At 70.7% G+C, this 25,394-nt stretch carries 23 protein-coding genes; 11 read left to right on the forward strand and 12 right to left on the reverse strand.

Annotated elements, in window-relative coordinates:
• The first annotated feature begins 8 nt into the window (after window positions 1-8).
• Both AS850_RS04595 and AS850_RS04600 read left to right on the forward strand, forming a co-directional pair.
• Window positions 9-827, forward strand: a complete 819-nt coding sequence (locus AS850_RS04595; protein WP_119868065.1) for an SDR family oxidoreductase — start codon at window positions 9-11, stop codon at window positions 825-827.
• Window positions 828-857: 30 nt separating this feature from the next.
• The gene (locus AS850_RS04600) at window positions 858-1,766 is read left to right on the forward strand and encodes an oxygenase MpaB family protein (RefSeq protein ID WP_119868066.1); all 909 of its coding nucleotides are present in this window, start codon (window positions 858-860) and stop codon (window positions 1,764-1,766) included.
• Between the two features lie 41 nt (window positions 1,767-1,807).
• Here AS850_RS04600 and AS850_RS16255 read toward each other — a convergent pair whose 3' ends face one another.
• From AS850_RS16255 to AS850_RS04635, 7 genes are all read right to left on the reverse strand, one after another.
• Window positions 1,808-2,014 (reverse strand): hypothetical protein, encoded by a 207-nt coding sequence (locus AS850_RS16255; RefSeq protein WP_123955446.1) that lies wholly within the window; start codon window positions 2,012-2,014, stop codon window positions 1,808-1,810.
• Between the two features lie 892 nt (window positions 2,015-2,906).
• On the reverse strand, window positions 2,907-3,509 hold the full coding sequence (locus AS850_RS04610) for an ATP-binding cassette domain-containing protein (protein ID WP_119868068.1): 603 nt from the start codon (window positions 3,507-3,509) through the stop codon (window positions 2,907-2,909).
• Window positions 3,500-4,543: a peptidoglycan-binding domain-containing protein gene (locus AS850_RS04615; protein ID WP_119868069.1), complete on the reverse strand. Its 1,044-nt coding sequence runs from the start codon at window positions 4,541-4,543 to the stop codon at window positions 3,500-3,502. The genes AS850_RS04610 and AS850_RS04615 overlap by 10 nt, the downstream gene beginning before the upstream one ends.
• A complete protein-coding gene (locus tag AS850_RS04620) occupies window positions 4,540-5,169 on the reverse strand; it encodes a hypothetical protein (protein ID WP_123955447.1) in 630 nt (209 codons plus the stop codon). The genes AS850_RS04615 and AS850_RS04620 overlap by 4 nt, the downstream gene beginning before the upstream one ends.
• Window positions 5,170-5,171: 2 nt before the next feature.
• Window positions 5,172-5,462, reverse strand: coding sequence for a hypothetical protein (locus AS850_RS04625; protein WP_119868071.1), 291 nt, complete (start codon window positions 5,460-5,462; stop codon window positions 5,172-5,174).
• A gap of 82 nt (window positions 5,463-5,544) precedes the next feature.
• Window positions 5,545-7,248 (reverse strand): long-chain-fatty-acid--CoA ligase, encoded by a 1,704-nt coding sequence (locus tag AS850_RS04630; RefSeq protein ID WP_119868072.1) that lies wholly within the window; start codon window positions 7,246-7,248, stop codon window positions 5,545-5,547.
• 77 nt (window positions 7,249-7,325) lie between these two features.
• Window positions 7,326-7,874 (reverse strand): TIGR03086 family metal-binding protein, encoded by a 549-nt coding sequence (locus AS850_RS04635; RefSeq protein WP_119868073.1) that lies wholly within the window; start codon window positions 7,872-7,874, stop codon window positions 7,326-7,328.
• A gap of 140 nt (window positions 7,875-8,014) precedes the next feature.
• Between AS850_RS04635 and AS850_RS04640 the strand changes: the two genes are divergently transcribed.
• The 3 genes from AS850_RS04640 to AS850_RS04650 are packed head-to-tail and all read left to right on the forward strand — an operon-like array spanning window position 8,015 to window position 9,810.
• Window positions 8,015-8,332 (forward strand): DUF6412 domain-containing protein, encoded by a 318-nt coding sequence (locus AS850_RS04640; protein WP_119868074.1) that lies wholly within the window; start codon window positions 8,015-8,017, stop codon window positions 8,330-8,332.
• A gap of 58 nt (window positions 8,333-8,390) precedes the next feature.
• Window positions 8,391-9,131, forward strand: coding sequence for a membrane protein insertase YidC (gene yidC / locus AS850_RS04645; RefSeq protein ID WP_119868075.1), 741 nt, complete (start codon window positions 8,391-8,393; stop codon window positions 9,129-9,131).
• Window positions 9,132-9,183: 52 nt separating this feature from the next.
• Entirely contained in the window at window positions 9,184-9,810 is a 627-nt protein-coding gene (locus AS850_RS04650; protein ID WP_119868076.1) for a DUF2461 domain-containing protein, read from the forward strand.
• A 72-nt stretch (window positions 9,811-9,882) separates the two neighbouring features.
• Here AS850_RS04650 and AS850_RS04655 read toward each other — a convergent pair whose 3' ends face one another.
• Window positions 9,883-10,440 carry a YceI family protein gene (locus AS850_RS04655; protein ID WP_119868077.1) on the reverse strand — a complete coding sequence of 186 codons (558 nt, stop codon included), beginning with the start codon at window positions 10,438-10,440 and terminating at the stop codon, window positions 9,883-9,885.
• Between the two features lie 140 nt (window positions 10,441-10,580).
• Window positions 10,581-11,585 carry an aldo/keto reductase family protein gene (locus AS850_RS04660; RefSeq protein ID WP_119868078.1) on the reverse strand — a complete coding sequence of 335 codons (1,005 nt, stop codon included), beginning with the start codon at window positions 11,583-11,585 and terminating at the stop codon, window positions 10,581-10,583.
• A gap of 231 nt (window positions 11,586-11,816) precedes the next feature.
• Here AS850_RS04660 and AS850_RS04665 point away from each other — a divergent pair, with 231 nt between their 5' ends.
• The 6 genes from AS850_RS04665 (at window position 11,817) to AS850_RS04690 (ending at window position 18,940) form a co-directional block, all read left to right on the forward strand.
• Entirely contained in the window at window positions 11,817-13,325 is a 1,509-nt protein-coding gene (locus AS850_RS04665; protein WP_236940823.1) for a glycosyltransferase, read from the forward strand.
• Window positions 13,322-15,325 (forward strand): ArnT family glycosyltransferase, encoded by a 2,004-nt coding sequence (locus AS850_RS04670; protein WP_119868079.1) that lies wholly within the window; start codon window positions 13,322-13,324, stop codon window positions 15,323-15,325. The genes AS850_RS04665 and AS850_RS04670 overlap by 4 nt, the downstream gene beginning before the upstream one ends.
• Before the next feature lie 47 nt (window positions 15,326-15,372).
• Window positions 15,373-16,233, forward strand: a complete 861-nt coding sequence (locus tag AS850_RS04675) for a DUF4397 domain-containing protein (protein WP_164088386.1) — start codon at window positions 15,373-15,375, stop codon at window positions 16,231-16,233.
• Between the two features lie 55 nt (window positions 16,234-16,288).
• Complete coding sequence (locus tag AS850_RS04680; RefSeq protein WP_119868081.1) at window positions 16,289-17,470, forward strand: glycosyl hydrolase family 8; 1,182 nt, start codon at window positions 16,289-16,291, stop codon at window positions 17,468-17,470.
• Complete coding sequence (locus tag AS850_RS04685; protein ID WP_164088387.1) at window positions 17,467-18,138, forward strand: sortase domain-containing protein; 672 nt, start codon at window positions 17,467-17,469, stop codon at window positions 18,136-18,138. Before AS850_RS04680 ends, AS850_RS04685 begins: the two co-directional genes overlap by 4 nt.
• Before the next feature lie 136 nt (window positions 18,139-18,274).
• Window positions 18,275-18,940: a lysophospholipid acyltransferase family protein gene (locus tag AS850_RS04690; protein WP_119868082.1), complete on the forward strand. Its 666-nt coding sequence runs from the start codon at window positions 18,275-18,277 to the stop codon at window positions 18,938-18,940.
• Between the two features lie 80 nt (window positions 18,941-19,020).
• Here the strand turns inward: AS850_RS04690 and treZ are convergent, their stop codons facing one another.
• From treZ to glgX, 3 genes are read right to left on the reverse strand one after another with little or no spacing between them, the layout of a single operon-like run.
• Complete coding sequence (gene treZ / locus AS850_RS04695; protein ID WP_119868083.1) at window positions 19,021-20,784, reverse strand: malto-oligosyltrehalose trehalohydrolase; 1,764 nt, start codon at window positions 20,782-20,784, stop codon at window positions 19,021-19,023.
• A complete protein-coding gene (gene treY / locus AS850_RS04700) occupies window positions 20,784-23,135 on the reverse strand; it encodes a malto-oligosyltrehalose synthase (RefSeq protein ID WP_119868084.1) in 2,352 nt (783 codons plus the stop codon). Before treY ends, treZ begins: the two co-directional genes overlap by 1 nt.
• Window positions 23,132-25,252 (reverse strand): glycogen debranching protein GlgX, encoded by a 2,121-nt coding sequence (glgX, locus tag AS850_RS04705; RefSeq protein ID WP_119868085.1) that lies wholly within the window; start codon window positions 25,250-25,252, stop codon window positions 23,132-23,134. The genes treY and glgX overlap by 4 nt, the downstream gene beginning before the upstream one ends.
• Window positions 25,253-25,394 lie beyond the last annotated feature (142 nt).

The following is a 25,394-nucleotide window of genomic DNA, read 5'->3' on the forward strand; positions in this document are numbered from 1 at the left end:
GACACACAGTGAGCAAGGTCTGGTTCATCACGGGAGCGTCGAAGGGCTTCGGCCGCGAGTGGGCGGAAGCCGCCCTCGAGCGCGGCGACAGCGTCGCCGCCACGGCGCGCAAGGTCGAGACGCTCGACGCCCTGGTCGAGAAGTACGGCGACCGCATCCTGCCCCTCCAGCTCGACGTCACCGATCGCGCGGCCGACATCGACGCCGTGAAGAAGGCCGCGGAGAACTTCGGCCACCTCGACGTCGTCGTCAACAACGCCGGGTACGGCCACTTCGGCATGATCGAGGAGCTGACCGAGGACGAGGTCCGCGCGCAGCTCGAGACCAACCTCTTCGGCGCCCTCTGGGTCACCCAGGCGGCCCTGCCGATCATGCGCGAGCAGGGCTCGGGCCACATCATCCAGGTGTCGAGCATCGGCGGCATCAGCGCCTTCCCGACCGTCGGCGCCTACCACGCCTCCAAGTGGGCGCTCGAGGGCTTCTCGCAGTCGCTGTCGCAGGAGGTCAAGGGATTCGGGATCGACGTCACCCTCATCGAGCCCGGCGGGTTCTCCACGGACTGGTCAGGACCCTCGGCGTCGCGCAGCGAGGAGCTCGAGGCCTACGCGGCCGTCCGCGAAGAGGCCGCGAAGCGCCCGTCCGCCAACGACCCGGGCGACCCCACGGCCACCCGCGGCGCCATCCTGAAGGTCGTCGACGCGGAGCAGCCGCCCCTGCGCATCTTCTTCGGCCGCGCACCGCTCGAGATCGCTACGAAGGACTACGAGTCGCGTCTCGCGACCTGGAACGAGTGGCAGCCCGTCTCTCTCGAGGCGCACGGGAAGTAATTCCCCAGGTGGCTGGCATTCAATCGAAGGATGCCTGCCATCACGGAGCCGATCCGCGCCCGTCTCCAGTACACCTTCAACGGCCAGAGCACGGGCATCCCGCAGTGGGTGCAAGACCTGGAGAAGGGCGACGACCCGGGCTTCTTCGGCCCCGGCTCCGCCGTCTGGGCGGTCCACGGTGGCATGTCGACGATCCCCGCGGGTGTCCGCGCTCTCCTCGTGCAGGCGCTGCACCCGGGAGCCCTCGCCGGGGTCCACGACCACTCGCGCTATCGGGAGGATCCGCTCGGTCGCCTCGCCGGGACGATCCGCTGGATCTTCACCGTCTCCTACGGCTCCCAGGAGGCGGCTCGCCACGCGTCCGACTGGGTCCTCCGCCTCCATGAGAAGGTCGTCGGCAGCTACGTCGACGGTCACGGCCGCGAGCACGACTACCGCGCCAACGACCCCGACCTGCTGGCGTGGGTCCACATGGCGTTCGCCGACTCGTTCCTCGAGGCCGCGTTGGCCTGGGGCGCCGACATCCCCGGCGGGCCCGACGCCTACGTGCGCGAGTGGGCGATCGCGGGAGAGCTGATGGGCGTCGAGGATCCGCCCCGGTCGGTCGCCGAGATGAAGGCCCAGCTCCGCTCGTTCGACGAGCGCGGCGTGCTGGAGCGCTCGGCTCGGACCGACGACGTGGTGCGGTTCCTCAAGCGGCCGCCGCTCTTCCCCGTCCTCCGGGTCGGCTACCCGGTGCTGTTCAACGGGGCCGTGGGAACGCTGTCGCCGCGCTTCCGCGAGCTGCTCGGTCTCGAGGCTCCCCGTCTCGGGCCGCTCGAACTGCCGACGAGGCAGCCGGCGCAGATCATGCTCGACGGCATCGAGGCGATCCTCGGCGCCGAGCCCGCGGCCGCGAAGGCCGCTCGCGCCCGGCGCGCGCGCCTCGGCGTCGCCTGACGCGCCCCGGGCCGTGCGAGCGGGCCCGCGGATGACCGCCGTCATCGGTCTTTGAAGTAGCGGAAGAGGTGCCGCTCGCGGGTGGCGAGGACGCCGAAAAGCGTTCCCGACACGGCCGCCAGCACTCCGGTCACGGTGCAGAGACCGCCCCAGGCGAGCAGCGCAGCGGTGTTCGCACTTCCGGATCCCGATCCGAGCGCGACGAGCGTCGGCGCCGCGAGCGCGCTCCCGGCGGCGATCCACACCATCGCCTGGAGACTCTGGCCGAGCGCGAGCGTGGTCCGAGTGACCCCGGCGTGCAGCGCGACGCCAGCTCCAGACGCCGCCGCCGCACCGCCGCCCATCCGAGCGAGCCACCCGTGACGAGGGCGATCAGAGGGGCTCGGGCACCGAGTCCTGCCGCGAGCTCCGACGAACCGTCGAATTCTCGACCCCATCGGGTGTTGAGTGCCCGGAGCGTCGGTCGATCGGAGTCGCCGCCGCCCGCGACGAGGCTCGTCCGGAGAAGGGCGGAGCTCGCGGGATCGGGGGGCCAGAACTCGACCCAGCACTGATCGTAGGGACGGGTGTCGCCGGTCGTCTGGGGCAGGAGGAGGGAGAAGGACAGATCGCCCTGTCGGCCGTCGTCGGGCACGGCGAAGACTCCCGCAACCGAGGCCGGCGAGGTGGCCGTCGGCAGGGGGTCGCCGGTTGCGAGGCCCAGAGTCCGAGCGACGTCCTCGGAGACGAGAAGCCCCGGGCGTGAGCCGCTGACCGGGGCGCCGATCAGACCCCGGAAGCCGGGGGTGATCTCCTTGGAGGGAATCGGGTTCGACACGAGTGCGGACGCGACAGTGTCCGATGGCGCAGCGCGGACGGCGCCCGCAGCTCGTGCGGAGGGGAGCGAGCGGAGGTGGTCGCACGCGTCACCCGCGATGCGTCCCGCCGCGGTGAGGACCATCGTCGATGCGCCGGAGTCGCGGAACCGCTGACCGTCGGCGATCACGCGGACGGCGTCGCCGAGCGACAGGGCGATGGTGGCCGTCATCGCGGTGCCGAAGACGACCCCCAGGAGGAGCGCCCGCGTCGTCCCGGATGTCACGTCGCGTCGTACCTCGTCGAGCACTGCCGCCAGGCGCATCGTGCCTCGTCGTCGCACCATCAGACGGACGCGCCCAGATCGAGGTGGTGCGTGCACGCGTCGCGCGCCCGCTGATCGTGGGTCGTGACGACGACGATGGTGTCTTCCGCAGCGAGGGAGCCGATGGTCGAAGAGACGGTCTCGGCCGTCGACGAATCGAGTTGCGCCGTGGGCTCGTCCACGAGGAGCAGATCGGGATCGGCTGCCAGGCCGCGCGCCAGCAGGAGACGCTGGGCCTCACCGCTCGACAACTCGCGGAACGGCCGATCGGCGACCTCCAGCAGACCGAAGTCGACGAGCAGTCGTCGTGCCTCGGCCTCCGCCCTCCGTCGACTCCGCCCCCGTGCGAGGAAGGGAAGCGCGACATGGTCGATCGCCGACCGGCGGGCGACACCGTGGGGATTCTGGAGGACCCAGCCGATCCGATCGATGCCCTCTCGCCGGAGAAGCCCCTCCGAGGGGGTGAGCCAGCCGGCGAGGAGGCAGAGGAGCGTCGACTTGCCCGAACCGCTGGGCCCGGTGACGGCCGTCACCGTCCCGGGCCTCAGATCGAGGTCGAGCGAGCGGAAGAGCGCGGGTCGACCCGGAAACGCGTGGCCCAGGCCCTGCGAGGTCACGCGCATGGTCGCCGCGCCGACTCGTCGAGGGAGACCCCGGGCAGTGGCGTGTCGCCGTCGGGAATCACGAGGGTCTGGCCGAGTTCGGAGGCGACGATCGTCACTCGGATCGCCCCGCCCTCCGACGAGACGCACGCGCGCGTGCCCTCGACGCCGTAGAGGGATGACGGCGGGACGACGACGACCCGCGCCGGATGCGTGAGGACGAGGCGCGCGGCGATGGTGGCCGGGGGGACGCCCTCCGTGCCGAGGGAGCCGTCCGCGATCGTCGCGAGCTCCGCCAGCGACGACTCGTCGGAGACGACGCCGCCCTCGTCGACGTCGATTCGGAGGTCGCCGACGACGAGCTGCCGTTCACCCGCCGCGAGATCGTCGGGCATCGCCCCGAGGGTCGCTCGCGTGGCCGCGGGCGGCAGAGTGGCCAGCGCGTCGCCGGGCTCCACTCTCGCCCCGATCGGAGCGTCGCAGGTCGAGGCCGTCACGGTCGAAGTCGGCAGCCACGCGATCGACTCGGATGCGACCGTCGTCCGGATGAGCCCTCGTGGCTCGATCGTCTGCCAGACGGCTGCGAAGGCCTGGATCGTCTCCGGGCCGACGACCCCGTCGGCCCGGACGGGATACCCGAGCCGGGAGAGTTCGCTCTGCAGGGAACGGACGTCGTCGCCGGAGTCACCGGCGGCGAGGTCGCGCCAGAGCGGCTCGGACGTGGCCAGGCCGAGCAGAGGCATCCCGTCGACGGACGCGATCCGGGTGCCGGACGTGAGCACTGCTCCCGGGGCGCAGCCCGACGCTGTAACCCAGCCGCCCTTCCGGCTCGTCACGTGACGATCCGGGCCCCGTTCGACCACGACCTCCACGGAGCGTGCGTCGTCGAACGTACGAGTCGAGGTCGGAACCGAACCGGAGACGGGGATGGACTCGAGGGACGACGGTGTCGGCTGGCTCGTCGTCGCCAGCGCGATAGCCGCCCCGAGCGCTCCGCAGGCGAGGACTGCGATGAGGCCCACCGACGGTGTCGCGAGTTCGCGGAGACGGATCACGACGACGAACTCGCCCAGAAGCCCCAGGGGTCGGTGAGACAGGCCTCTCCCCGGGGGTCGAACTGGTCGAAGGGAAACGAGAAGTCCCGGTTGTCGGCATCGAAATCGCGCACCGTGTACCCGGAAGGAACCAGCCGCTCGCGCACGAGGCAGCCGACGACGGCCGGACGGGTGTCCACGTTGTCGGGATTCCGCGTCGTGGTCTCGTAGAGGAACGAGATGTCGGTGTCGTACTCCCGTTCGCAGGCCTCCACGCGCGAGTTCAGCCGCTCGGACTCGGAGTCCGGCGTCGAACCGGTCGTGCGCTGCACATCGAATCCGCCGCCGTCGCGGTAGGAGATCGAGTAGCCGGAGTCGGCGAGGCAGGCCGTGACGTCGGCGTGGGCTTCCGCGTATTCCGCGGAGGAGACGACGCCGTCCGCGAGGATGGCGCGCTGCTTGGGCGACGTGGTGCGCCCGAGAGCGTCGGCGAACTCATCGGCCCACGGACCGCTGAACGCGCCGGCCGACGTCGCCGGAGGCCGTGACGGCCCTGCCGTGGCGGAAAGGGACGAGCATCCTGCCAGCGAGAGAGCGGCGACGCCGGCGAAGGCCGACCCGATCACGGCCGAGGGCCGTGGCAGCACGGTCAGGCTCCCTGAACGCTCACGCCCCGGGAGGCGACGTTCGTGTAGCAGACCTTCTGGGTCGACCACCCGCCGGGAGCGACGAAAGCCCCGTAGTGCGTGCCGCTCGACCGGGAGACGACCCAGTGCCGGGCCTTCGGTCGGCAGGAGGCGTTGTAGGCGCGCGTCTCGGTCAGGTTCGTGTAACAGGCCGCCTCGGCGGCCGGAGCGACCGCCGAGTCGATGCCCACGACGAAAGCCCCGGACGTGAGGGCGACGGCCGTCAGGGCGGCGACTCGGGGTGTGATCTTCATTGACTGGCTCCTTCGAACGGGTGGTGGCACCACGCTAGAAGAAGAGATTTATTAAGTCAATTAAATATATTACAGGGCTCCGTCAGGACGCCTCGGCGATCAGGCGGTCGCGGATCGCGCGCCGCTGAACCTTCCCGATCAGGGTCTTCGGAAGCTCGTCGACCACCAGAATGCGGCGCGGCACCTTGTAGGCGGCGAGGTGGGCCCGGCAGTGCTCGCGAGCTGCGGCCTCGTCGAGCGTCGCACCCTCGGCGAGCACCACGACCGCCGTGACGTCCTCGCCGCCGCCCGGCCGGGGGATCCCCACGACGGCGGCCTCGCGGACGCCCCGGACCCCGAGGACGACCTCCTCGACCTCCGACGGCGCCACGTTGAAGCCGCCCGTGACGATGAGCTCCTTGATCCGGTCGACGATCGTCACGAAGCCGTCGTCGCTCATCGTGACGATGTCGCCGGTGCGGAACCAGCCGCCTTCGAGGAAGACGGCCGCGGTCTCGTCCGGCCGCCGCCAGTAGCCCTGGAACACCTGCGGCCCGCGGACGAGCAGTTCGCCCGGCTCGCCGGGAGCGACCGCCACGGAGGGGTCATCCCGATCGACCACGCGGGCGGCGGTGGAAGGGAACGGGACGCCGACCGTGCCGGGCCGCCTGGTCGGCCCCACCGGGTTGCCGAGCGCGATGGGCGACGTCTCGGTGAGGCCGAAGCCCTCCACGAGGATCCCGCCCGTCACCGCCTCCCAGGCGTCCTCGACGCGCTGGGGCAGGTTCATCGCTCCGGAGATCCCGATCCGGCACGAGCTCAGGTCGACGCCTCGGGCCCGTGCGGCCTCGGCGAGGCGCTCGTAGATGGGCGGCACGGCGGGCAGGAACGTCGGCGGTCGTTTCCGGCTCGCCGCGAGGACGAGGTCGACGTCGAACTTCGGGAAGAGGACGAGACGGGCGCCGATGCGCATCGCGAAGGTGAGGCAGAGGGTGAGGCCGTAGGCGTGGAAGAACGGCAGCACGCCGTACACGGTCTCCTGCCCGTCCCGGAGGCCGGGGACCCAGGCGCGCCCCTGGTCGACGTTGCTCCGGAGATTGCGATGCGAGAGGATCGCGCCCTTGGGCAGCCCCGTCGTCCCGCTCGTGTACTGGAGCAGCGCGATGTCGTCGACGTCGGGCCGCGGGTGCCGCTTCGCCAGGCGTCGGCCCGAGACGAGGCTCTCCCAGGGGATCGAGCCGCGGGAGACCCTCGTGGGCGCGGCCGTGAGCGCGGCCCGCGACTCCCGGGCCCGCTTGACGGGAAGACGCAGCGCGGTGCGCGTCGACAGGGGCATCTCGCGGGTCAGATCGACGGTGACGACCTTCTCGAAGCGGATGTCGAGGGGCATCGTCGCCAGGCGGTCGGCCAGTTTGTCCCACGCGATCGCGACGGTCGCGCCGTGGTCCTCGAAGAGGTGCCGCAGCTCGCGGTCGGTGTAGAGCGGGTTGTGCTCGACGACGACGGCGCCCAGGCGGAGCACCGCGTAGAAGGCGACGACGTGCTGCGGGCTGTTGGGAAGCAGGAGCGCGACGCGGTCGCCCGGTCCGACCCCGATCCGGCGGAGGCCCTCCGCGGCCCGGGCGATCCGGCCACCGAGGTCGGAGTACGTCGTCTCACGGCCGAAGAACTGCAGGGCGACGTGCGAGCGGTACCGGTGGACGGCGTCGTCGATCAGATCGACGAGGGTCGCCGTCGCGGCCGGGATGTCGTGGGGGACCCCGTCGGCGTAGCTGCTCAGCCAGGGACGGTCGTCGTCGGTCGTCATGGCAGAAGCCAACCATGCGCTGCTGGTCGAGTGCCGAGGGGCGCCCCGGTACGGCCGGCCGCGCCGCGAGCTCCGGGTCAGGCGGCGTCGCGCCCGGTGAGGGCGAGCAGCCGGATGCGGAGGGGCGCGTCGTCCGGGACCGCGACCGCGGCCGCGTAGAGACCGCTGGCCTGCAGGACGTCCGCCTGCGGTTCGAAGACGGTCCACACGGCGCTCACCAGGGAGTCGTCGAGCGACTCGTCGGTGCCGGTGGCGCGAGCGAGGTCCCAGCTGTGGATCGTCACGTCGCCGACCTGCTCGGTGAGGTACTCCGACGCGGGGACCGTGTCGCTCGACAGGTGGACGTCCCCTTTGAGATCGGCTGCCTCCCACGCCGTCAGCGCCTCGGCCGACAGCCGCCGCCACTCCGCCGCCAGGTCGTCCCCCAGCGGGGCCAGGGTGCAGTCCGCGGGCGTCTTCCCCGAAAGGAGGAGCGGCACCCACTGCTGCTCCTCGGTCACGTGCGCGACCAGGTCGCGCACCGACCACTCGGTGTCCGGCGTGGGGGCCTCCCAGTCGGTGACGGCGTCGACACGGGCGGTGAACTCGCTGTGGGCGGTGCGGAGGAGGGCGATCCAGTCGGTCATCAGTCGTTCCTTGTCGAAGCGGCGGCGGGCGGGGGCGCTCCCGCTCTGCAGGGGGAACCGCCGAGTCGCCGCGGGTGTTCCCCGGTGGTTCCGCTCGAAGCGGAGCCTACCCGTCGCGCGGCTCCTGCTAGCGTCGAGGCGTGCTCCTCCTTCTCGATCTCGTCGCGCGCCTCGTGGGCGCGCCGATCTCGGTCGTCCCGACTTCGGGGGCACCGCTCGCTCTCGTCCTCGTCGGCGCGGTGGGAGTCGCGGGCCTGGCGGCGATGGTGGTCGCGGCGCGCGTCGTCTCGACCCCGGCGGTCACCGGGGCTCCGTCGAGTCCCTTCGGCGAGGCCGAACGCATCGAGTTGCCGACGCGGATCGTGCAGAGCGACCCCGACGCGGCGGGACACGTGCGCTCGCGGGCGCCCGGGCGGCGGGCCCGGACCGCCCTCACGCGTCCCGGCACCGCTTCCTAGCGGGCGGTCGGGCGACGGCGGTCAGACGACCCCGACCGCTCCGACCGAGAGAACCCCCGTGAACCCCTTCGACCTTCCACCCGCCGCCGCCCTCCTCGAGGGCCTCGCCCGGCTCGTCACCGATCTCGCCGCCCTCTTCGCCCCGTGGGCGGGGGCCTCCGCCACCGCCGCGGCGGTCGTCGCCCTCACCCTGGGCGTCCGCCTCGTCCTCCTCCCCGTCGCCGTCTCGCAGGTGCGGGCCGAGGTGGCTCGGCGCCGTCTCGCACCCGCCATCGCCGCGATCCGGCGTCGGCACTCCGGCGATCCCGTCCGCCTGGCGGAGGAGACGCAGCGACTGCACCGCGACGAGGGTGTCTCGCCCCTGGCGGGCGTCGGCCCGAGCCTCCTGCAGCTTCCCGTCGTCTCGGCGGTCTACTCGCTCTTCTCGCACCAGGCGATCGCCGGGCACGCCAACGCGCTCCTCTCCCACACGCTGTTCGGTGCCGTTCTCGGCGCGAACGTCGTGGCGGCGCTGCCGCACGTCCTCGTGCCCCTCGCCGTTCTGGCCGCGCTCGCCGTCGTCGTCGAGGCGAGCCGCCGCGCCGGTCTGCGATGGCTCTCCGTCGACGGCGAGGGGGCAGGAGTCGCGGCCCGGCGACTCGCGCGGCTCCTGCCGTTCGTCACCGTGCTCTTCGCCGCTGTGGCCCCGCTCGCCGCAGCCCTGTATCTCCTCACGAGCGGGGTCTGGGCGCTCGCCGAGAGGGAGGTCCTGCGGCGTCGGCTCTTCGGTCGGGAGCGCCGCCGCACTGCGACGACGTGACCCGCGCGGAGCGATCCGGAACGATCCGCCGAAAAGGGGCCAGAGTGAGCGCATGACGTTCACCGGGTTCGGCACGGGCGCGAGCGGGTTCCTGGCCGCGCTCGCGAAGGACAACTCCAAGCGGTTCTTCGACGCTCACCGCCAGGAGTACGAGGAGGCGGTGCGGCAGCCCCTGGAGGATCTGCTGGGCGAGGCGGAGCCCGCCTACGGCCCCGGTCGCGTGATGCGGCCGAACCGCGACGTCCGGTTCAGCGCCGACAAATCGCCGTACAAGACGAGCGCCAGCCTCTGGGCCGGCTCGGTCGGGGGCGTCTACCTCAGCCTCTCCGCCCAGCACCTCGAGGTCGGTGGCGGCCTCTACGAGCCCAGTCGCGACCAGCTGGCTCGCGGACGGGCCGCCCTCGACGCCGTCCCCACCGCCGCCTCGAGACTGTCCGAGATCGTCGACGCGCTCGTGTCCGCAGGATTCGAGATGGCCGGTCCGTCCCTGAAGACCGCCCCGCGCGGATACGACCGCGAGCATCCGCAGATCGAACTCCTCCGCCTCAAGCACTACGCGGCGCTGAGGACGCTCCCCGTCGACGCGTCGCCGGACGAGATCCGGCACGCCTGGACGGCCGTCGAGCCCCTGATCGACTGGGTGGGCGAGCACGTCGGGGCGGCGAAGTCGTGGCCGTGACGGTGGAGGAGCGTGGGACGACGGAGGGGCCCGGAGCCTCTCGGCACCGGGCCCCTCGGGGGTCGCGCGGGATTACTGGGCGAGGACGACCTGGACCTCGAGGTCGATCGTGACGTCGTTGCCGAGGGTGAAGCCGCCGGCCTCGAGGGCGGCGTTCCAGTTGACGCCGAACTCGGTGCGGTCGATCTTGGTCTTGGCGGAGAAGCCGGCCTTGGTCTGTCCGTAGCCGTCGGTGACGATGCCGCCGAACTCGGCCTTGAGCTGAACGGGCTTCGTGACGCCGCGGAGGGTCAGGTCGCCGTCGATGAGGAGGTCGTCGCCGTCCTCGGTGACCTTGGTCGAGACGAACTCGATGGTGGGGTGCTCGTCCGCGGCGAAGAAGTCGCCCGTGCGGAGGTGGTTGTCGCGGTCCTTCTGGTTGGTGTTGATCGACGCGATGTCGATGGACGCCTTGACGGTGCTGTCGACGATGGACTCGCCCGTGGTGAGGGTGACGTCGAACTTCTCGAACGTGCCCTTGACCTTCGAGATCGCGAGGTGGCGGACGCTGAACGAGACCTCCGAGTGGGTGGGGTCGAGGTTCCAGGTGCCCGCGACGTAGCCGGGGATGGATGAGGTGGTGATGGCCATGGTGTCTCCAAGAGGGTGAGTGGTTGAGGGTCTGCACGAGGTCGATGTCATGTCACCGACCTACGGTTGAATGCAATCGTATCGACTCGAGGTCTATTCCCGCGCACGCGGGATGAACAACGGGGTAATACGACGCGGCGTCAGGCGGGCCGGGACTCCGGGGAGACCGTCTTCGAGGAGTCGCGCTCGGCGAGGTGGCCCACCGCGGCGTCGATCTTCTGAAGGACCTCCGCGGGCAGCGTCACGCCCGCGGCCTTGACGTTGTCGGCGACCTGCTCCGGACGCGAGGCCCCGATGATGGCGGAGGCCACGTTGTCGTTCTGCAGGACCCATGCGACCGCGAGCTGCGCCATCGACATCCCGAGGTCTCGGGCGATGGGCTCGAGCTGCGCGACACCCGTGAGGACCTCGTCGGTGAGGAAGCGCTTGATCGTGGTGGCGCCGCCCTTCTCGTCGGTGGCGCGGCTGCCCGCGGGCAGCGGCTGACCCGGCTTGTACTTGCCCGACAGGACGCCCTGCGCGATCGGCGACCAGACGATCTGCGAGAGACCGTACTGGCGGCTGGCCGGCACGACCTCCTCCTCGATGACCCGCCAGAGGAGGGAGTACTGCGGCTGGTTCGAGATGAGCTGGATGCCCAGCTTCTCGGCCAGGGCGTGCCCCTTCTGGATCTGGGAGGCGCTCCACTCGGAGACCCCGATGTAGAGGGCCTTGCCCTGGCGGACGACGTCGGCGAACGCCTGCATCGTCTCCTCGAGCGGCGTCTCGGAGTCGAAGCGGTGCGCCTGGTAGAGGTCGACGTAGTCGGTGCCGAGGCGCGTGAGCGACCCGTCGATCGACTCCAGGATGTGCTTGCGGCTGAGGCCCACGTCGTTGTGCCCGCGCGGACCGGTCGGCCAGTAGACCTTGGTGAAGATCTCCAGCGACTCGCGCCGCTCGCCGGCGAGCGCGTCGCCGAGGACCTTCTCGGCCGCCGTGTTCGCGTAGGCGTCGGCCGTGTCGAAGGTGGAGATGCCGTTGTCGAGCGCGGCGCGGACGCACTGCGTCGCGACGTCGTTCTCGACCTGCGAGGCGTGGGTGAGCCAGTTTCCGTAGGTGATCTCGGAGATCTTGAGGCCGGAGTTGCCGAGGTATCTGAATTCCATGGCTCCCACGCTACGCGGCATGGGCGTCGCGGTCCTCTCGGCGGGCTGAACGCGGGGTGTCGGGTCCCGATGTGAACGCTGTGTGTCGTCAACCTGGCAAACCGCACAGAGCGGGGAGGAAATCCAATCCGGTCCCGTCTGGCCCCCGAATGAGTCACGTGCCTGCGCTCCGGTCACCCGACGGGGCGAGCATCCACCCGACCACCAACTTCCCCGAAGGAGTGTGATCCTGTGTCGTCTGACCCGACGCAAACCACCGCCTCTCTGTGGGCAGCGGGGGAGCCAGCTCCCCTTCTCACCCCTCAGGCACCCACCGACGGCTCCGTCGCGCCCAACCGCGGCGTCGTCGAGACCGTGCAGAACGCCGCCCCCGGCTTCCACCTCCCCGCCTGGACACCCATCGAGTGGGTCGGGTACTCCGCCCTCGTCATCGTGTCGCTCCTGCTCACGGCCGTCGCCGTCAGCACGCTCTGGTGGATGCTCCACGCCTGGCGGTCGCGCGACAACCTCGCCGGCACGCAGTTCCGCACGGACGACCCGCTGCCCGCGCGCCACTCCTTCACCCTTCTCGTCCCCGGGCGCCACGAGGAGGAGGTCATGGGCCAGACCCTCGACCGCCTCGCGCTCCAGGACCACCCCGACTTCGAGATCATCGCGATCGTCGGTCACGACGACCCGGGCACCGATCGCGTCGCTCGCGAGGCCGCCGCTCGTCACCCCGACCTGATCCGCGTGATCGTCGACGACACCGAGCCCAAGAACAAGCCGAAGGCCCTCAACCTCGCGTTGAAGAGCGCTCGCGGCGAAATCGTCGGCGTGTTCGACGCCGAGGACGAGGTCCACCCGCGCCTCCTGACGCTCGTCGACTCGAAGTTCACCGAGACCGACGCCGACGTGGTTCAGGGCGGCGTGCAGCTGATGAACTTCCAGTCGAGCTGGTGGAGCCTCCGCAACGTCCTCGAGTACTACTTCTGGTTCCGTTCGCGCCTCCACTTCCACGCCAAGTCGAAGTTCATCCCTCTCGGCGGCAACACCGTCTTCGTCACCAAGGAGCGGCTCGACTGGTCGGCCGGCTGGGACGCCGACTGCCTCGCGGAGGACTGCGAGCTCGGTGTCCGACTCTCGAGCGTCGGCGCGAACGTCGTCGTCGCCTACAGCCCCGAGGTCGTCACCCGCGAGGAGACCCCCGGCACCTTCATGTCGCTGCTCAAGCAGCGCACGCGGTGGAACCAGGGCTTCATGCAGGTGCTCGGCAAGGGCGAGTGGCGGAAGCTGCCGACCATGCGTCAGCGCTTCTACGCCCGCTACCTCCTCACGATGCCGTTCATCCAGGCCATCACGGGGCTCCTGATCCCCATCTCGATCCTGCTGATGTTCACCATCAAGGTGCCGACCGGCGTCGCGCTCATCTCGTTCATCCCGCTCGCGCCGACCCTGGTGCTCCTGGCGGTCGAGTTCACGGGTCTCGCCGAGTTCGGACGGACCTACGGGACGAAGGTGCGCGCCCGCGACTACTTCCGCCTCGTCTGGGGTCTCATCCCCTACCAGGTGTTCCTGGCGCTCGCAGCCGTGCGCGCCGTCTACCGCCAGCTGCGCAACCAGAACGGGTGGGAGAAGACCGAGCACACCGGTGCCCACCGCGACGCGGAGGAGACCGCCGACAACGTCATCCCGATCGGCTCCGCGCGCGCCGCGCAGCCCGAGGGCGCCTTCGCCATGGTCTCGGGGGAGGAGCGATGACGACGACCACGACCCGTCCCGAAGCACGCCCCATCGAGCGTCCGGCCGTCTCGGACGAGCCCCAGCGGCCCGTCGTGCCGCGCCGGCCCCACCGCGTCGGATCGTGGCTGCGGCGCCACGGGAACAGCCTCGTCTGGTTCCTGCCCGTGCTGGCCATCGCCGGCATCGTGCAGCGGCTCAACATGACCGGTGCGCCTCAGCGCATCGACGACGAGGGGACCTACACTGCCCAGGCCTACGCCCTCGGTCACCTCGGCGAGCTCACCCACTACACCTACTGGTACGACCACCCGCCGCTCGGCTGGATCCAGATCGCCGGCTACACCGGCCTGACGGGTGCTTTCGGGCGCTACGACCAGGCCGTCATGGCCGGTCGCGAGTCGATGGTCTTCTTCGCCCTCGTCTCGGTCCTCCTGGTCTGGCTCCTGGGACGCAGGATGGGGCTGTCCCGTCCGGCCGCGGCCGTCGCCTCGTTCGTCTTCGGAGTGTCGCCCCTCGCCGTGCAGTTCCACCGCACGGTGTACCTCGACAACGTGGCCGTGCCGTGGCTCCTGCTGGCCTTCCTCCTGGCGCTCAGCCGCCGCAACCAGCTCGCCGGCTTCATCGGCAGCTCGTTCGCGTTCGGTGTCGCCGTGCTCTCCAAGGAGACGTTCCTGCTGGCGCTGCCGTTCCTCGCGTGGACGATGATCCGCAACTCCGACCGCTCGACGAGGCGCTACACGCTCGCCACCTCCGGTGCCGTCCTGGCGCTGGTGGGCATGGGCTACGTCGTGTTCTCGATCGTGCGCGGCGAGTTCCTCCCCGGCAAGGGCCACACGAGCCTCATCGGCGGCCTGTCGTTCCAGCTCGGGACGCGCCAGGCGAGCGGGTCGATCTTCGACACGCAGAGCCTGTTCTTCCGGGTCGTCTCGCAGTGGTGGCAGCTCGACCAGGTCTTCATCGTCCTGTCGGTCCTCGCCGCCCTGGTGGGGCTGTTCTTCCGTCGCACCCGGCCGATCGCCGCGCTGATGGTGTTCGCGATCGCCGTGATGTTCCGCCCGAACAGCTACGTGCCGGTGCCGTACGTGATCATGCTGCTGCCCTTCGGCGCGCTGCTCATCGCCGCGGCCGGGGACAGCGCGGTCAAGGCCTACCGAGCCCGGCTCGGCGGCAGGGTCACCACGACCCTCAACCGCGTCGGAGCGACGGCGTGGCTCGCCCTCACGGCTCTCGCCATCGCCGCGATCGTGCCTCTCTGGACGATCCAGCTCCGAGGCTTCCTCCTGTCGAACCAGGACCAGCCGATGGTCAGCGCCGAGCGGTGGATCGACCAGAACGTGCCCCACGACTCCCGCCTTCTCGTCGACGACTCCATGTGGGTCGACCTGGTCAGGGACGGCTTCGCCCGCGACAACGTCATCTGGTTCTACAAGATCGACACCGACGGCGCGGTCCAGGCCCAGTCGCCCAACGGGTGGAAGGACTCCGACTACGTCGTCACGACGGACTCGATCCGAACCTCCGCCTCGGGCTCGCCCGACGTCCAGGCCGCCATCGCGAACTCGACCGTCGTCGCGACCTGGGGAACCGGGACGCAGCAGGTCGACGTCCGGCAGATCCACCCCGAGGGCGAGGCGGCCGCGACAGCGGCTGCCAAGACCGAAGCGGCGGCCCGGGCCGACGCCGGAGCCCAGCTCGCGGCCAACCCCAACCTCGTCGCGTCCAGCCAGGTCACGACCGCGCTCCGCGACGGTCGGGTCGACAGCAGGATGCTCGTGGTCCTGGGCCAGCTCCTCGGCACCGGCTCCGTGACCGTCTCCGACTTCACCGCGCTCGACGGCGAGGCCTCGCAGCCCTACCGCCAGCTCACGATCGCGAAAGCGGCCGGTGAGCCGGGAGCCTCCCTCACGGGCTGGCTCGACGCCGTCGGCGACACCTACGCACCCGCGAGCGTCGAGAAGACCGGGGCAGGGACCGTCGTCACGTTCCCCGCCGCCGAACCCACCGGCCTCCTCGGCTGACACCCGCACCCCCCACCTCCACACCGCCCGAACGGAAAGGAACCACCGTGACCTCCCTTCACACCACCGACAAGTCCGCCCGAGGGGGCATCCCCCGGAAGCTCGTCCTCGGGATCGTCGTCTGCCTCAGCGTCGTCCTCGCCGGAGCCATCGGCCTCTTCGCGGGACCGTCCGCGAACGCCGCGACGGCCCCCGGCAACGGCTGGGTCCGCGTCGGCCACCTGTCGCCCGACACCAAGTCCGTCGACGTGCGCCTGACGAAGTTCTCCGGCGGCCAGACCGTCTACGAGCTCGACAACGTCACCTACGGCCAGGTCAGCCCCTACAAGCAGCTGCCCGCCGGTCGCTACGCCGTCTCCATGACGGCGGCCGGAGCAGCGGCCACGTCGAAGCCGATCATCGGCGCCTCGATCACGGTCGCCGCCGGCAAGCCCATCACGGTCGTGGTCTACGGCAAGAACGACGCCCTCAAGACCACGGTCTTCGAGGACGACCTGACGCCCGCCGCCGCGAACTCGTCGCGCGTCCGCCTCGTGCAGGCCGCCACGGTCTCCAAGACCGTCGACGTCCAGACCTCGACCGGCACGGTCATCGCCAAGGACGCCTCCTACGGAAGCGCCTCGGGCTACGCCGCCGTCGGCTCCGGGAGCTGGACGCTCGACCTGACCGGCCGCGACAAGAACACCGAGGGCACCGCCAAGCTGCAGCTCGCCTCCGGCAGCATCAACACGCTGTTCGTGCTCGACAACTCCAAGGGTGGCATCACCGTCGTCCCCGTGGTCGACAGCGCTGCCACCCAGGCCACCCCGAAGGGCGGCGTCCAGACGGGCGGCGGCTACGAGGCGCTCCACCCGGGTGCCGACGTGACCTGGTTCGGCGGCTACTCGGCGTTCGAGGGACAGCGCTGATCGGGTCCCGCATCCTGCCCCGACCGTCGAGACCGAGCCCCGAGAGGAGACGACCATGACCCGCAGGACCACCGCACTCATCGCCGTCGCCGCGGCGGCCGCCGTCGTCGTCGCGGGCGGGATCGCGACCGTCGCCGTCGGGGGGTTCCCCTCCGCCGGCGGCCGGTCGGCCTCCGACCCGTCCACCTCGCTCGCTCCGACGGCCGGTGTCGACGCCTCGCGCAGCGCGTCCGAGATCGGCCGGGCCTTCCTGGCCGACTGGGTCGAGGGCGCAGGATCCGAGAAGGGTCGCGTCGTCCGCCGCGACCAGGGTGGCGACACCGTCAGCGAGGGCCAGGCCTACGGGATGCTCGTGGCTCTCGGTGTCCGCGACGAGAAGAGCTTCCGCTCGATCTGGTCGTGGACCAGGGACAATCTGCAACGGTCCGACGGCCTCCTGGCCTGGCGCTGGCAGGACGGCAAGATCGTCGACGACCAGCCCGCGAGCGACGCGGACCTCGACACGGCCCGCGCCCTCGTCCTGGCCGGCAAGACGTTCGACGAGCCGGCCTACACGAAGGCAGGCACCGCCCTCGGCAGCCGGATCCTCGACGAGCTGACGGCGTCGACGCCCGACGGCCGCATCCTGCTGCCCGGCCTCTGGGCCCAGGGAACCGGCCCGTGGTCGTACAACCCGTCGTACGCGTCGCCCGCGACGTTCGACCAGCTCGCGACCGCGACCAAGGACCCCCGGTGGCGCGAACTCGCGTCCGGGTCGCGCGCGGTGACCACGAAGATCCTGCAGTCCACGGCTCTGCCGAGCGACTGGGCGCAGGTGAAGGCGGACGGCTCCGTCGTGCCGCTGCCCAGCCCGACCGGGACCGCAGGGACCGTCCAGTACGGCTTCGACGCCGGTCGCGTCGCGCTCCGGTACGCGGAGTCCTGCAACGCCGCCGACGTGGCGCTCGCCGCGAAACTCGCGTCGCCGCTCGGAACGGCCACGCCGCTGACCATGCAGCTCGATCTGGGCGGCACGGCCCTCAACAAGGATCAGAGCCCCCTCGCCTACGTGGCCCGGTCCGCGGCGCGTGCCAGCGCCGGCGACAAGGACGGAGCCCTCCGGGACCTCCGCCAGGCCGACGTCCTCGCCCAGGCGACGCCGACCTACTACGGTGCCGCGTGGGACGCCCTCGGTGCCCTGCAACTCGAGGGCGACGCCTTCTGGACCTGCTCGCCCCTGAAGGGAGAGAACTCGTGATCACCCGTCGTCGCCCGCTTCTGGCACTCGCGGGCGCAGCCCTCGCCGTGACCCTCGGGCTCGCAGGATGCGCCTCGACGGGATCCTCGCCCGTCGCCTCGAAAGCGCCCACCGCCTCGGCCACGACGGGGATCGGTGCGGCGGACGGCGTCCAGGACCCGGACACGCAGCCCTACGTCGCCGCTCCCGCGGCCGGGGTCGTCCCGACCCGCGTCACCATCCCGGCGATCGGCGTCGACAGCGGCCTCGAATCGCTCGGAATCGGCGCGCAGGGGGAACTCGACCCGCCCAAGGCCTGGCTGAGCGCCGGCTGGTACTCGAAGGGCGTCGTCCCCGGGGCGGTCGGACCGGCGATCATCGCCGGGCACATCGACTCCCCGACGGGGCCGGCGGTCTTCCTGCACCTCAACAAGCTCCGGGCGGGAGACGCTGTGACGGTCACTCTCTCGTCCGGTTCGGTGGAGACCTTCCGCGTGACCGGTCAGACGGTCTCGCCGAAGAGCAACTTCCCGACGAGCAGCGTCTACGGACCGACGCCGACGCCGACGCTGCGCCTCATCACGTGCGACGGCGTCTTCAACCCGGCGATCGGCCACTACGACGACAACCTGATCGTCTTCGCCGACCTGGAGTCGGCCACCGCTCCCACCGCCGCACCGGCGAAGTAGGAGCCCCCGAAGCCGCAGCCGTGGTCGCCTGACAGGTCAGAGGTCGGGCGGCCGCGGCTGCATCACTCAGTCTGCGTCATCACGGCCTCCCGCGGTGCTCCCTTCTTCGGGGGGTGCCGCCGGTACGCTGTGCGACGTGTACTCGTTCTTCCGCGCGACGGTCGTCAGGCCCGTGCTGTTCCTGTGGTTCCACGTCCGCGTCACCGGCCGCGACAACATCCCGCGGCGCGGGCCGGTCATCATCGCGAGCAACCACCTCGACTTCCTCGACTCGCTCTTCCTGCCCGCCGTCGTGCAGCGCAAGATGACCTACCTCGTCGCCGCCGACTACTACGCGAAGAAGAGCCTTCTCGGACGACTCCTCGGCTGGTTCCTGACGCAGATCGGACAGCTCCCGATCGACCGGAGCGGTGGCTCGGCCTCGAAGGCGTCGCTCGAGACCGGGCTCCGCGTGCTCGAGAACGACGGGCTCATCGGGATCTACCCGGAGGGGACCCGGAGCCGCGACGGCCTGATGCACCGCGGGCGCACCGGGGTCGCCCGTCTCGTGCTCGCCTCCGGCGTGACGGTCATCCCCGCGGCCATCCAGGGCAGCGACCGGATCCGCGTCGCAGGATCGCGGCTCCCGAAGCGGGCGGACATCCAGATCACGTTCGGCCGCCCCCTCCACTTCGAGACCGTCGACGGCGACTACGACGCCAAGCGCCTTCGCGCCGTGACCGACGAGATCATGCAGGAGATCGCCCGGCTGACGCCGCAGGAGTACGTCGACAGCTACGCGCCGACGACGGAACGCGGCTGACGGACGTCGTCGACGAGGCGCGGTCGGACCGCGCCCCGTCGACCGCGCCCTGTCGACAATGCCCCGTCGACCGCCCTGCGTCAGCGGACGATGGCCACGGAGTGCGACGGAAGCGTCAACGTGTCGCCGGCCCCGATCGCGCTGTCGCTCTCGAAGAGGACCGTTGTCGATGAGAGGTCGAGCGTGACGGCACTCGGGCCGACGTTGACCGCGATCGTGATCGTGCCCCGGCGGATCGTGAGCCACCGGTCGCCTTCGGAGTAGTCGACCTCGACGTCGTCGAGCGACGGGTCGGTCAGCTCCGGCTCGGCTCGGCGGAGGGCGACGAGTCGACGGTAGGCGTCGAGCAGGAGCGCGTGGCGCCCCGACTCGAGTTCCGACCAGTCGAGCTTCGAACGGGTGAAGGTCTCGGGATCCTGCGGATCGGGGACGACGCTCTCGTCCCAGCCCATCTTCGCGAACTCCGCGATGCGACCCTTGGCGGTCGCCTCGCCCAGATCGTGCTCGGGGTGCGACGTGAAGAACTGCCACGGCGTCGACGCGGCCCACTCCTCGCCCATGAACAGCATCGGTGTGAACGGCGCGGCGAGCGTGAGCGCGGCGGCGATCTGGAGCTGACCGTCGTCGAGCGTCGCTGCGAGGCGGTCGCCGACCGCGCGGTTGCCGATCTGGTCGTGGTTCTGGTTCGCGACGACGAGTCGCCAGCCGGGCATCCGCCGCGTGTCGACGGGCCGCCCGTGATAGGCCTCGCGGAACGAGGACCAGGTGCCGTCGTGGAAGAAGCCGCGTCGCAGCACCTTCGCCAGCGCCCCGAGATGGGCGAAGTCGGCGTAGTACCCGGTGGTCTCGCCGGTCAGGGCGACGTGGACGGCGTGGTGGAAGTCGTCGCTCCACTGGGCGTCGAGACCGAACGCCGAGCCCGAGCGGCCGGCGGCCTCGCGGGGCGTGACGAGCGACGCGTCGTTCTTGTCGCTCTCGGCGATCAGGGTCTTGGGCACGCCGACAGCGGCCTCCAGCCGGTCGGCCCGGATCGCGAGCTCCTCCAGCAGGTGGACGGGGGAGTCGTCGACGAGGGCGTGCACGGCGTCGAGGCGCAGCGCGTCGACGTGGAACGTGTCGAGCCAGAGCTGCGTGTTGTCGGAGATGTAGGCCCGGACCTCCGCGGATCCGACGTCGTCGAGGTTGACGTTGGAGCCCCAGGTGTTGGCGTGCTTGTCGCTCAGATAGGGGCCGAAGAGCGGCAGGTAGTTGCCCGAGGGCCCGAGGTGGTTGTAGACGACGTCCTGGACGACGGCCAGACCGCGCTCGTGGCAGGCGTCGACGAAACGCTGGTAGGCGGCGGGACCCCCGTAGTTCTCGGTCACGGCGAACCAGCCGACACCGTCGTAGCCCCAGTTGTGCGTGCCGTTGAAGGAGTTGACGGGCAGGACCTCGACGAAGTCGACACCGAGGTCGACGAGATGGTCGAGGCGTGCGATCGCCGAATCGAGCGTACCCTCCGGGGTGAAGGTGCCGATGTGGAGCTCGTAGACGACGCGACCCGCGAGCGGGCGGCCGCGCCAGGCTCCGTCGGTCCAGTCGAACGCCGACGGGTCGAAGACCTCACTGAGCTCGTGGACCCCCTCGGGCTGCCGGAGCGAGCGCGGATCGGGCACCGGCTTCTCGGCGTCGTCGAGGAGGAAGCCGTAGCGGAGCCCGGGCGTCGTCGGGAGACCGGATGGCGCGCGCCACCAGCCCGCGTCGTCGCGCGACAGGTCGTGGACCCGGCCGTCGAGGACGAGCCGGACGCGATCGGGGAGGGGAGCCCAGACGTCGTAGAGACGGGGCTTCGGGGTCGGAGTCATCACAGGCTTTCGACGTCGGGAGCGGGAACGAGGAGGGCGACCGGGTAGGTCTCCGTGAGATCGGCGAGTCGGAGGCGCGAGCCCTCGAAGCGACGGCCGGTCAGCACGTCGACGCGCGGCCCGCTCGGCAGGTGCACGACGGTCTCGCGCCAGCCGCCGGCCTCGGCGAGCCCGACCGGAAGACGCGTGGCGACGACGATCGCGCCCCCGCGGTCGATCGCCACGGCGTTGACGGCCGCGTCGCCGAAGACGGGCAGCGGCACGTAGCGGGTGAAGAGCTCCGGTCGGTCGCGGCGCAGCGTGAGCGCGCGCTTCGTCAGGAGGAGCTTCGCCGCCCCCGTCTCGTCGACCTCCGGCACGGCACCGTCCTGGATCGCGGCCAGGTAGAGCCGTCGGAGGCCGAAGTCGACCTCCCGGCGGTTGTCGGGGTCGACGAGCGAGTAGTCCCACAGCTCGCCGCCCTGGTAGACGTCGGGGGACCCCGGGCCCGTCAGCTGCAGGAGCGCCAGAGCGAGGGAGTTGGACCAGCCGGCCTCGCGAACCACATCCACGAAGCGACCGAGCTCCTTGGCCACGCGCTCGTCGTCGAAGACGGAGTCGACGAGGTCGTGCATCCTGCCCTCGAAGGCCTCGTCGGGGGCGGTCCAGGTCGTCGCGGTGCCGGCCTCGCGCGAGGCCTTCTCGGCGTAGGCGTGGAGGCGCTCGCGGGAGGCCGGCCACGAGCCGACGATGCTCTGCCAGAGGAGGTTCTCGAACGGTCCGTCGCCGAGGGGGGCGAGCTCCCGGAGCCTCGAGAGGGTCGCCGCCCACTCGTCGGCGACCTCGGCGAGGACGGCGATGCGCGCCCGGACGTCGGCGGACCGCTTCGTGTCGTGGGTCGAGAGCGTGGTCATCGTGAAGGGCTGCGTCGCGAGCCGGTGCTGCTGGCGCGCGTGGAATCGGTCGGGCGACAGGCTGAACTCCGAGGGCTCCGCGCCGACCTCGTTGAGCGACACGAGACGGCTGTAGCGGTAGAAGGCCATGTCTTCGACACCTTTCGCCATCACCATCCCGCTGGTCTGCTGGAACCTCCGGGCCGCAGGATGCGCGGGGTCGCCGAGGACGGCCACCACCGTCGCGATGGCCTCGCTCAGTTCGGGCCGGGCACGCTCGGCCGCCGCGGCCGCACGGGCGAGCTGCTCGCCGCCCTGGGGGAGATAGCTGCGGTAGACCGGGAAGGTGGCCGTGAGCTCGGCGAGGGCGTCGACGATCTCGGGCGCGGGGGCCGCGCCCTCCGGGGTGACGAGCCTGGCGAGCCGGTTGATCTCGGAGCCGAGGATGCCGTCGGCGACGGAGCGCTTCGTGCCGCGGATCATCTCCTGCCAGTCGAAGGGACCGCTCTCGGACCGCAGCTCGGAATCGAGGGCGCCCAGCCTCTCGGCCCCGTCGGGGTCGACGAGCACCCGGTCGAACTCGCCGAGGGCGTCGTATCCGGTCGTGCCGGAGGTCGCCCAGTCGTGGGGCAGCTCCTCCTCGCCCTCGAGGATCTTCTCGACGAGGACGTGGGCCCCGCCGGTCAGTTCGCGCAGGCGGTCGAGGTAGCCCGCCGGGTCGGCGAGGCCGTCCGGGTGGTCGACCCGGAGCCCGTCGGCGATGCCGTCGCGGAACCACCGGGCGATCTCCGCGTGCGACTCGTCGAAGACCCAGGGCTCCTCGACGCGGATGCCGGCGAGGGTGTTGACGGCGAAGAACCGGCGGTAGTTGAGCTCGCCGTCGGCGCGCTTCCAGAAGACCAGCTCGTAGTGCTGCTTGGCGTGCACGTCGGCGGCCGTGTCTCCGTCGACCCGGGTCCCGGGGGCGATCGGGTAGACGTTGTCGAAGTAGTGGAGCTCGTCGCCCACGACCTCGAGGTCGTCGAGCGCGTCGGAGCCGTCGGAGCCGAGGACGGGGATCCGGATCCGGCCGCCGCCCGCCTCCCAGTCGACGTCGAACGCCGTCGCATAGCGCGACGAGCGACCGTGCGTGAGGAGGTCCCACCACCAGGAGTTTCTCTTCGGGGTCGCGACGCCCATGTGGTTGGGCACGATGTCGATGAGGACGCCGAGGCCGAACAGGTGAGCGCGGTCGGCGAGCGTGTGGAGCCCGACCTCTCCGCCGCGCGCGGGGTCGACGCGCGAGTGGTCGACGACGTCGTAGCCGTGGTCGCTGTCGGCCTCCGCCTCGAGCACGGGGGAGAGGTAGACCCAGTCGGCCCCGAGATCGCGGAGGTAGTGCACCACGTCGGCGGCCGCGTTCAGGTCGAACGCCCGGCGGATCTGGAGGCGGTACGTCGACGCGGGATAGGACGTCTTCGGGTGCTGCTGCGGGGTCACGGGGTCTCCTCGACCGCGGCACGGAGGACGAGGATCGAGCGCCCGGCCACGGGGAGGCTCTCGCCTGCCCGGAGCGCGTCGGCGGGCTTGAGGGAGGTCGTCGTGGTGTCGATGACCACCTCCCAGCACTCGGCGTACTCGTCGGACGGGAGGGTGAAGGCGACGACGTCGTCGTGCGCGTTGAAATAGACGACGAAGTTGACGTCGGTGACGCGGCCGCCGCGCTTGTCGCGACCGTGGATGCCGTTGCCGTTGAGGAACATGCCGATGGACCGGCCGAAGCCGCTGTCCCACTCGTCGGCGGTCATCGACTCGCCTTCGGGCGTCAGCCACACGATGTCGGGCAGGGGGTCGCCCTCCCCGCGCCGGACGTTCCGCCCGTCGAAGTAGCTCTGGCGTCGGAACGTCGGGTGCTCCCGACGCAGACGGATGAGGTCGGTGGTGAAGTGGACGAGGTCGGCGTCGGCGGTCTCCCAGTCGACCCAGCTCAGCTCGTTGTCCTGCGCGTAGGTGTTGTTGTTGCCCTGCTGGGTGCGCCCCAGCTCGTCTCCGTGGAGGAGCATCGGCACGCCCTGGCTGAGCAGGAGCGTCGCGAGGAAGTTGCGCACGCGCTGCTGCCGGAGCGCCACGATCTCGACGTCGGTCGTCGGCCCCTCGACGCCGGAGTTCCAGGAGCGGTTGTGGCTCTCGCCGTCGTTCCCGTTCTCGCCGTTGGCGTCGTTCTGCTTCTCGTTGTAGGAGACGAGGTCGCGCATCGTGAAGCCGTCGTGCGCGGTGACGAAGTTGATCGAGGCGACCGGTCGGCGGCCGTCGCGCTCGTAGAGGTCGGCGGAACCCGTGATCCTGCTCGCGAACTCGCCCAGGGTGGCGGGCTCTCCGCGCCAGAAGTCGCGCACCGTGTCGCGGTACTTGCCGTTCCACTCGGTCCACTGCGGGGGGAAGTTGCCCACCTGGTAGCCGCCGGGCCCGACGTCCCACGGCTCGGCGATCAGCTTCACCTGCGAGACGATGGGATCCTGCTGCACGAGCTCGAAGAAGGTCGACAGGCGGTCGACCTCGTAGAACTCCCGCGCCAGGGAGGCGGCCAGGTCGAAGCGGAACCCGTCGACGTGCATCTCGGTGACCCAGTAGCGCAGGGAGTCCATGATGAGCTGGAGCGAGTGCGGGTGGCGCACGTTCAGGCTGTTACCGGTGCCCGTGTAGTCCATGTAGTACTGCTGGTCGTCCTCGACCAGGCGATAGTAGGCCGCGTTGTCGATCCCCTTGAACGACAGGGTGGGGCCCAGGTGATTGCCCTCCGCCGTGTGGTTGTAGACGACGTCGATGATGACCTCGATGCCGGCCTCGTGGAGCACCCGCACCATCGTCTTGAACTCCTGCACCTGCTGACCGTGGTCGAGCACGGAGCTGTACTGCTGGTGCGGTGCGAAGAACCCGATGGAGTTGTAACCCCAGTAGTTGCGGAGGCCCTTCTCGAGCAGGGTGTTGTCCTGCACGAACTGGTGGACCGGCATGAGCTCGATGGCGGTCACGCCGAGGCCCTTGAGGTGGTCGATGATCGCAGGATGCGCGACACCGGCGTAGGTGCCCCGCTGCTCCTCCGGGATGTCGGGGTGCGTCTGGGTGAGGCCCTTCACGTGCGCCTCGTAGATGATCGACTCGTCGTAGCTGTACTTCGGCGGGCGGTCGCCCTGCCAGTCGAAGAACGGGTTGATGACGACGCCCATCATCATGTGGGGCGCGCTGTCTTTGTCGTTGCGGGAATCGGGCGCGCCGAAGTTGTACGCGAAGAGCGCCTCGTCCCAATCGATCTCGCCGCTCGTCGCCTTCGCGTAGGGGTCGAGGAGCAGCTTGTTGGGGTTCGCGCGCAGGCCGGCGGCGGGGTCGTACGGCCCGTGCACGCGGTAGCCGTAGCGCTGCCCCGGCTGGACGCTCGGCAGATAGGCGTGCCAGACGTAGGCGTCGACCTCGACCAGGTCGACTCGCGTCTCGACTCCGTCGTCGTCGAACAGGCACAACTGCACCAGCTCGGCGGCTTCGCTGTAGATCGCGAAGTTCGTTCCGCTGCCGTCGTAGTTGGCGCCCAAGGGATACGGGTTGCCGGGCCAGGTGATCATCGAACCTCCGTCAGGACTCGCTCCAGCCTAGGGGCAGGCGCTGACCGCGGTTCCGGACGGGGTACGGCCTGTGGAGAACTCGGGCGGGGTCGGCTCCGTCCGGCGTACTCTCGCCGCATGAACCTCCTCGCCCCCGCTCCGA

The sequence above is a fragment of the Frondihabitans sp. 762G35 genome, assembly GCF_002074055.1.
Lineage (GTDB): Bacteria > Actinomycetota > Actinomycetes > Actinomycetales > Microbacteriaceae > Frondihabitans.

Coding starts and splice junctions, on each gene's coding strand:
- glgX (WP_119868085.1), bottom strand. CDS start 25,252: ATGATCACCTGGCCCGGCAACCCGTATCCCTTGGGCGCCAACTACGAC.
- AS850_RS04630 (WP_119868072.1), bottom strand. CDS start 7,248: ATGACGACCGACGACGACCGTCCCTGGCTGAGCAGCTACGCCGACGGG.
- AS850_RS04655 (WP_119868077.1), bottom strand. CDS start 10,440: ATGGCCATCACCACCTCATCCATCCCCGGCTACGTCGCGGGCACCTGG.
- AS850_RS04635 (WP_119868073.1), bottom strand. CDS start 7,874: ATGACCGACTGGATCGCCCTCCTCCGCACCGCCCACAGCGAGTTCACC.
- AS850_RS16255 (WP_123955446.1), bottom strand. CDS start 2,014: ATGGTGTGGATCGCCGCCGGGAGCGCGCTCGCGGCGCCGACGCTCGTC.
- AS850_RS04625 (WP_119868071.1), bottom strand. CDS start 5,462: ATGAAGATCACACCCCGAGTCGCCGCCCTGACGGCCGTCGCCCTCACG.
- treZ (WP_119868083.1), bottom strand. CDS start 20,784: ATGACTCCGACCCCGAAGCCCCGTCTCTACGACGTCTGGGCTCCCCTC.
- AS850_RS04650 (WP_119868076.1), top strand. CDS start 9,184: ATGACGTTCACCGGGTTCGGCACGGGCGCGAGCGGGTTCCTGGCCGCG.
- AS850_RS04610 (WP_119868068.1), bottom strand. CDS start 3,509: ATGCGCGTGACCTCGCAGGGCCTGGGCCACGCGTTTCCGGGTCGACCC.
- AS850_RS04660 (WP_119868078.1), bottom strand. CDS start 11,585: ATGGAATTCAGATACCTCGGCAACTCCGGCCTCAAGATCTCCGAGATC.
- AS850_RS04670 (WP_119868079.1), top strand. CDS start 13,322: ATGACGACGACCACGACCCGTCCCGAAGCACGCCCCATCGAGCGTCCG.
- AS850_RS04600 (WP_119868066.1), top strand. CDS start 858: ATGCCTGCCATCACGGAGCCGATCCGCGCCCGTCTCCAGTACACCTTC.
- AS850_RS04680 (WP_119868081.1), top strand. CDS start 16,289: ATGACCCGCAGGACCACCGCACTCATCGCCGTCGCCGCGGCGGCCGCC.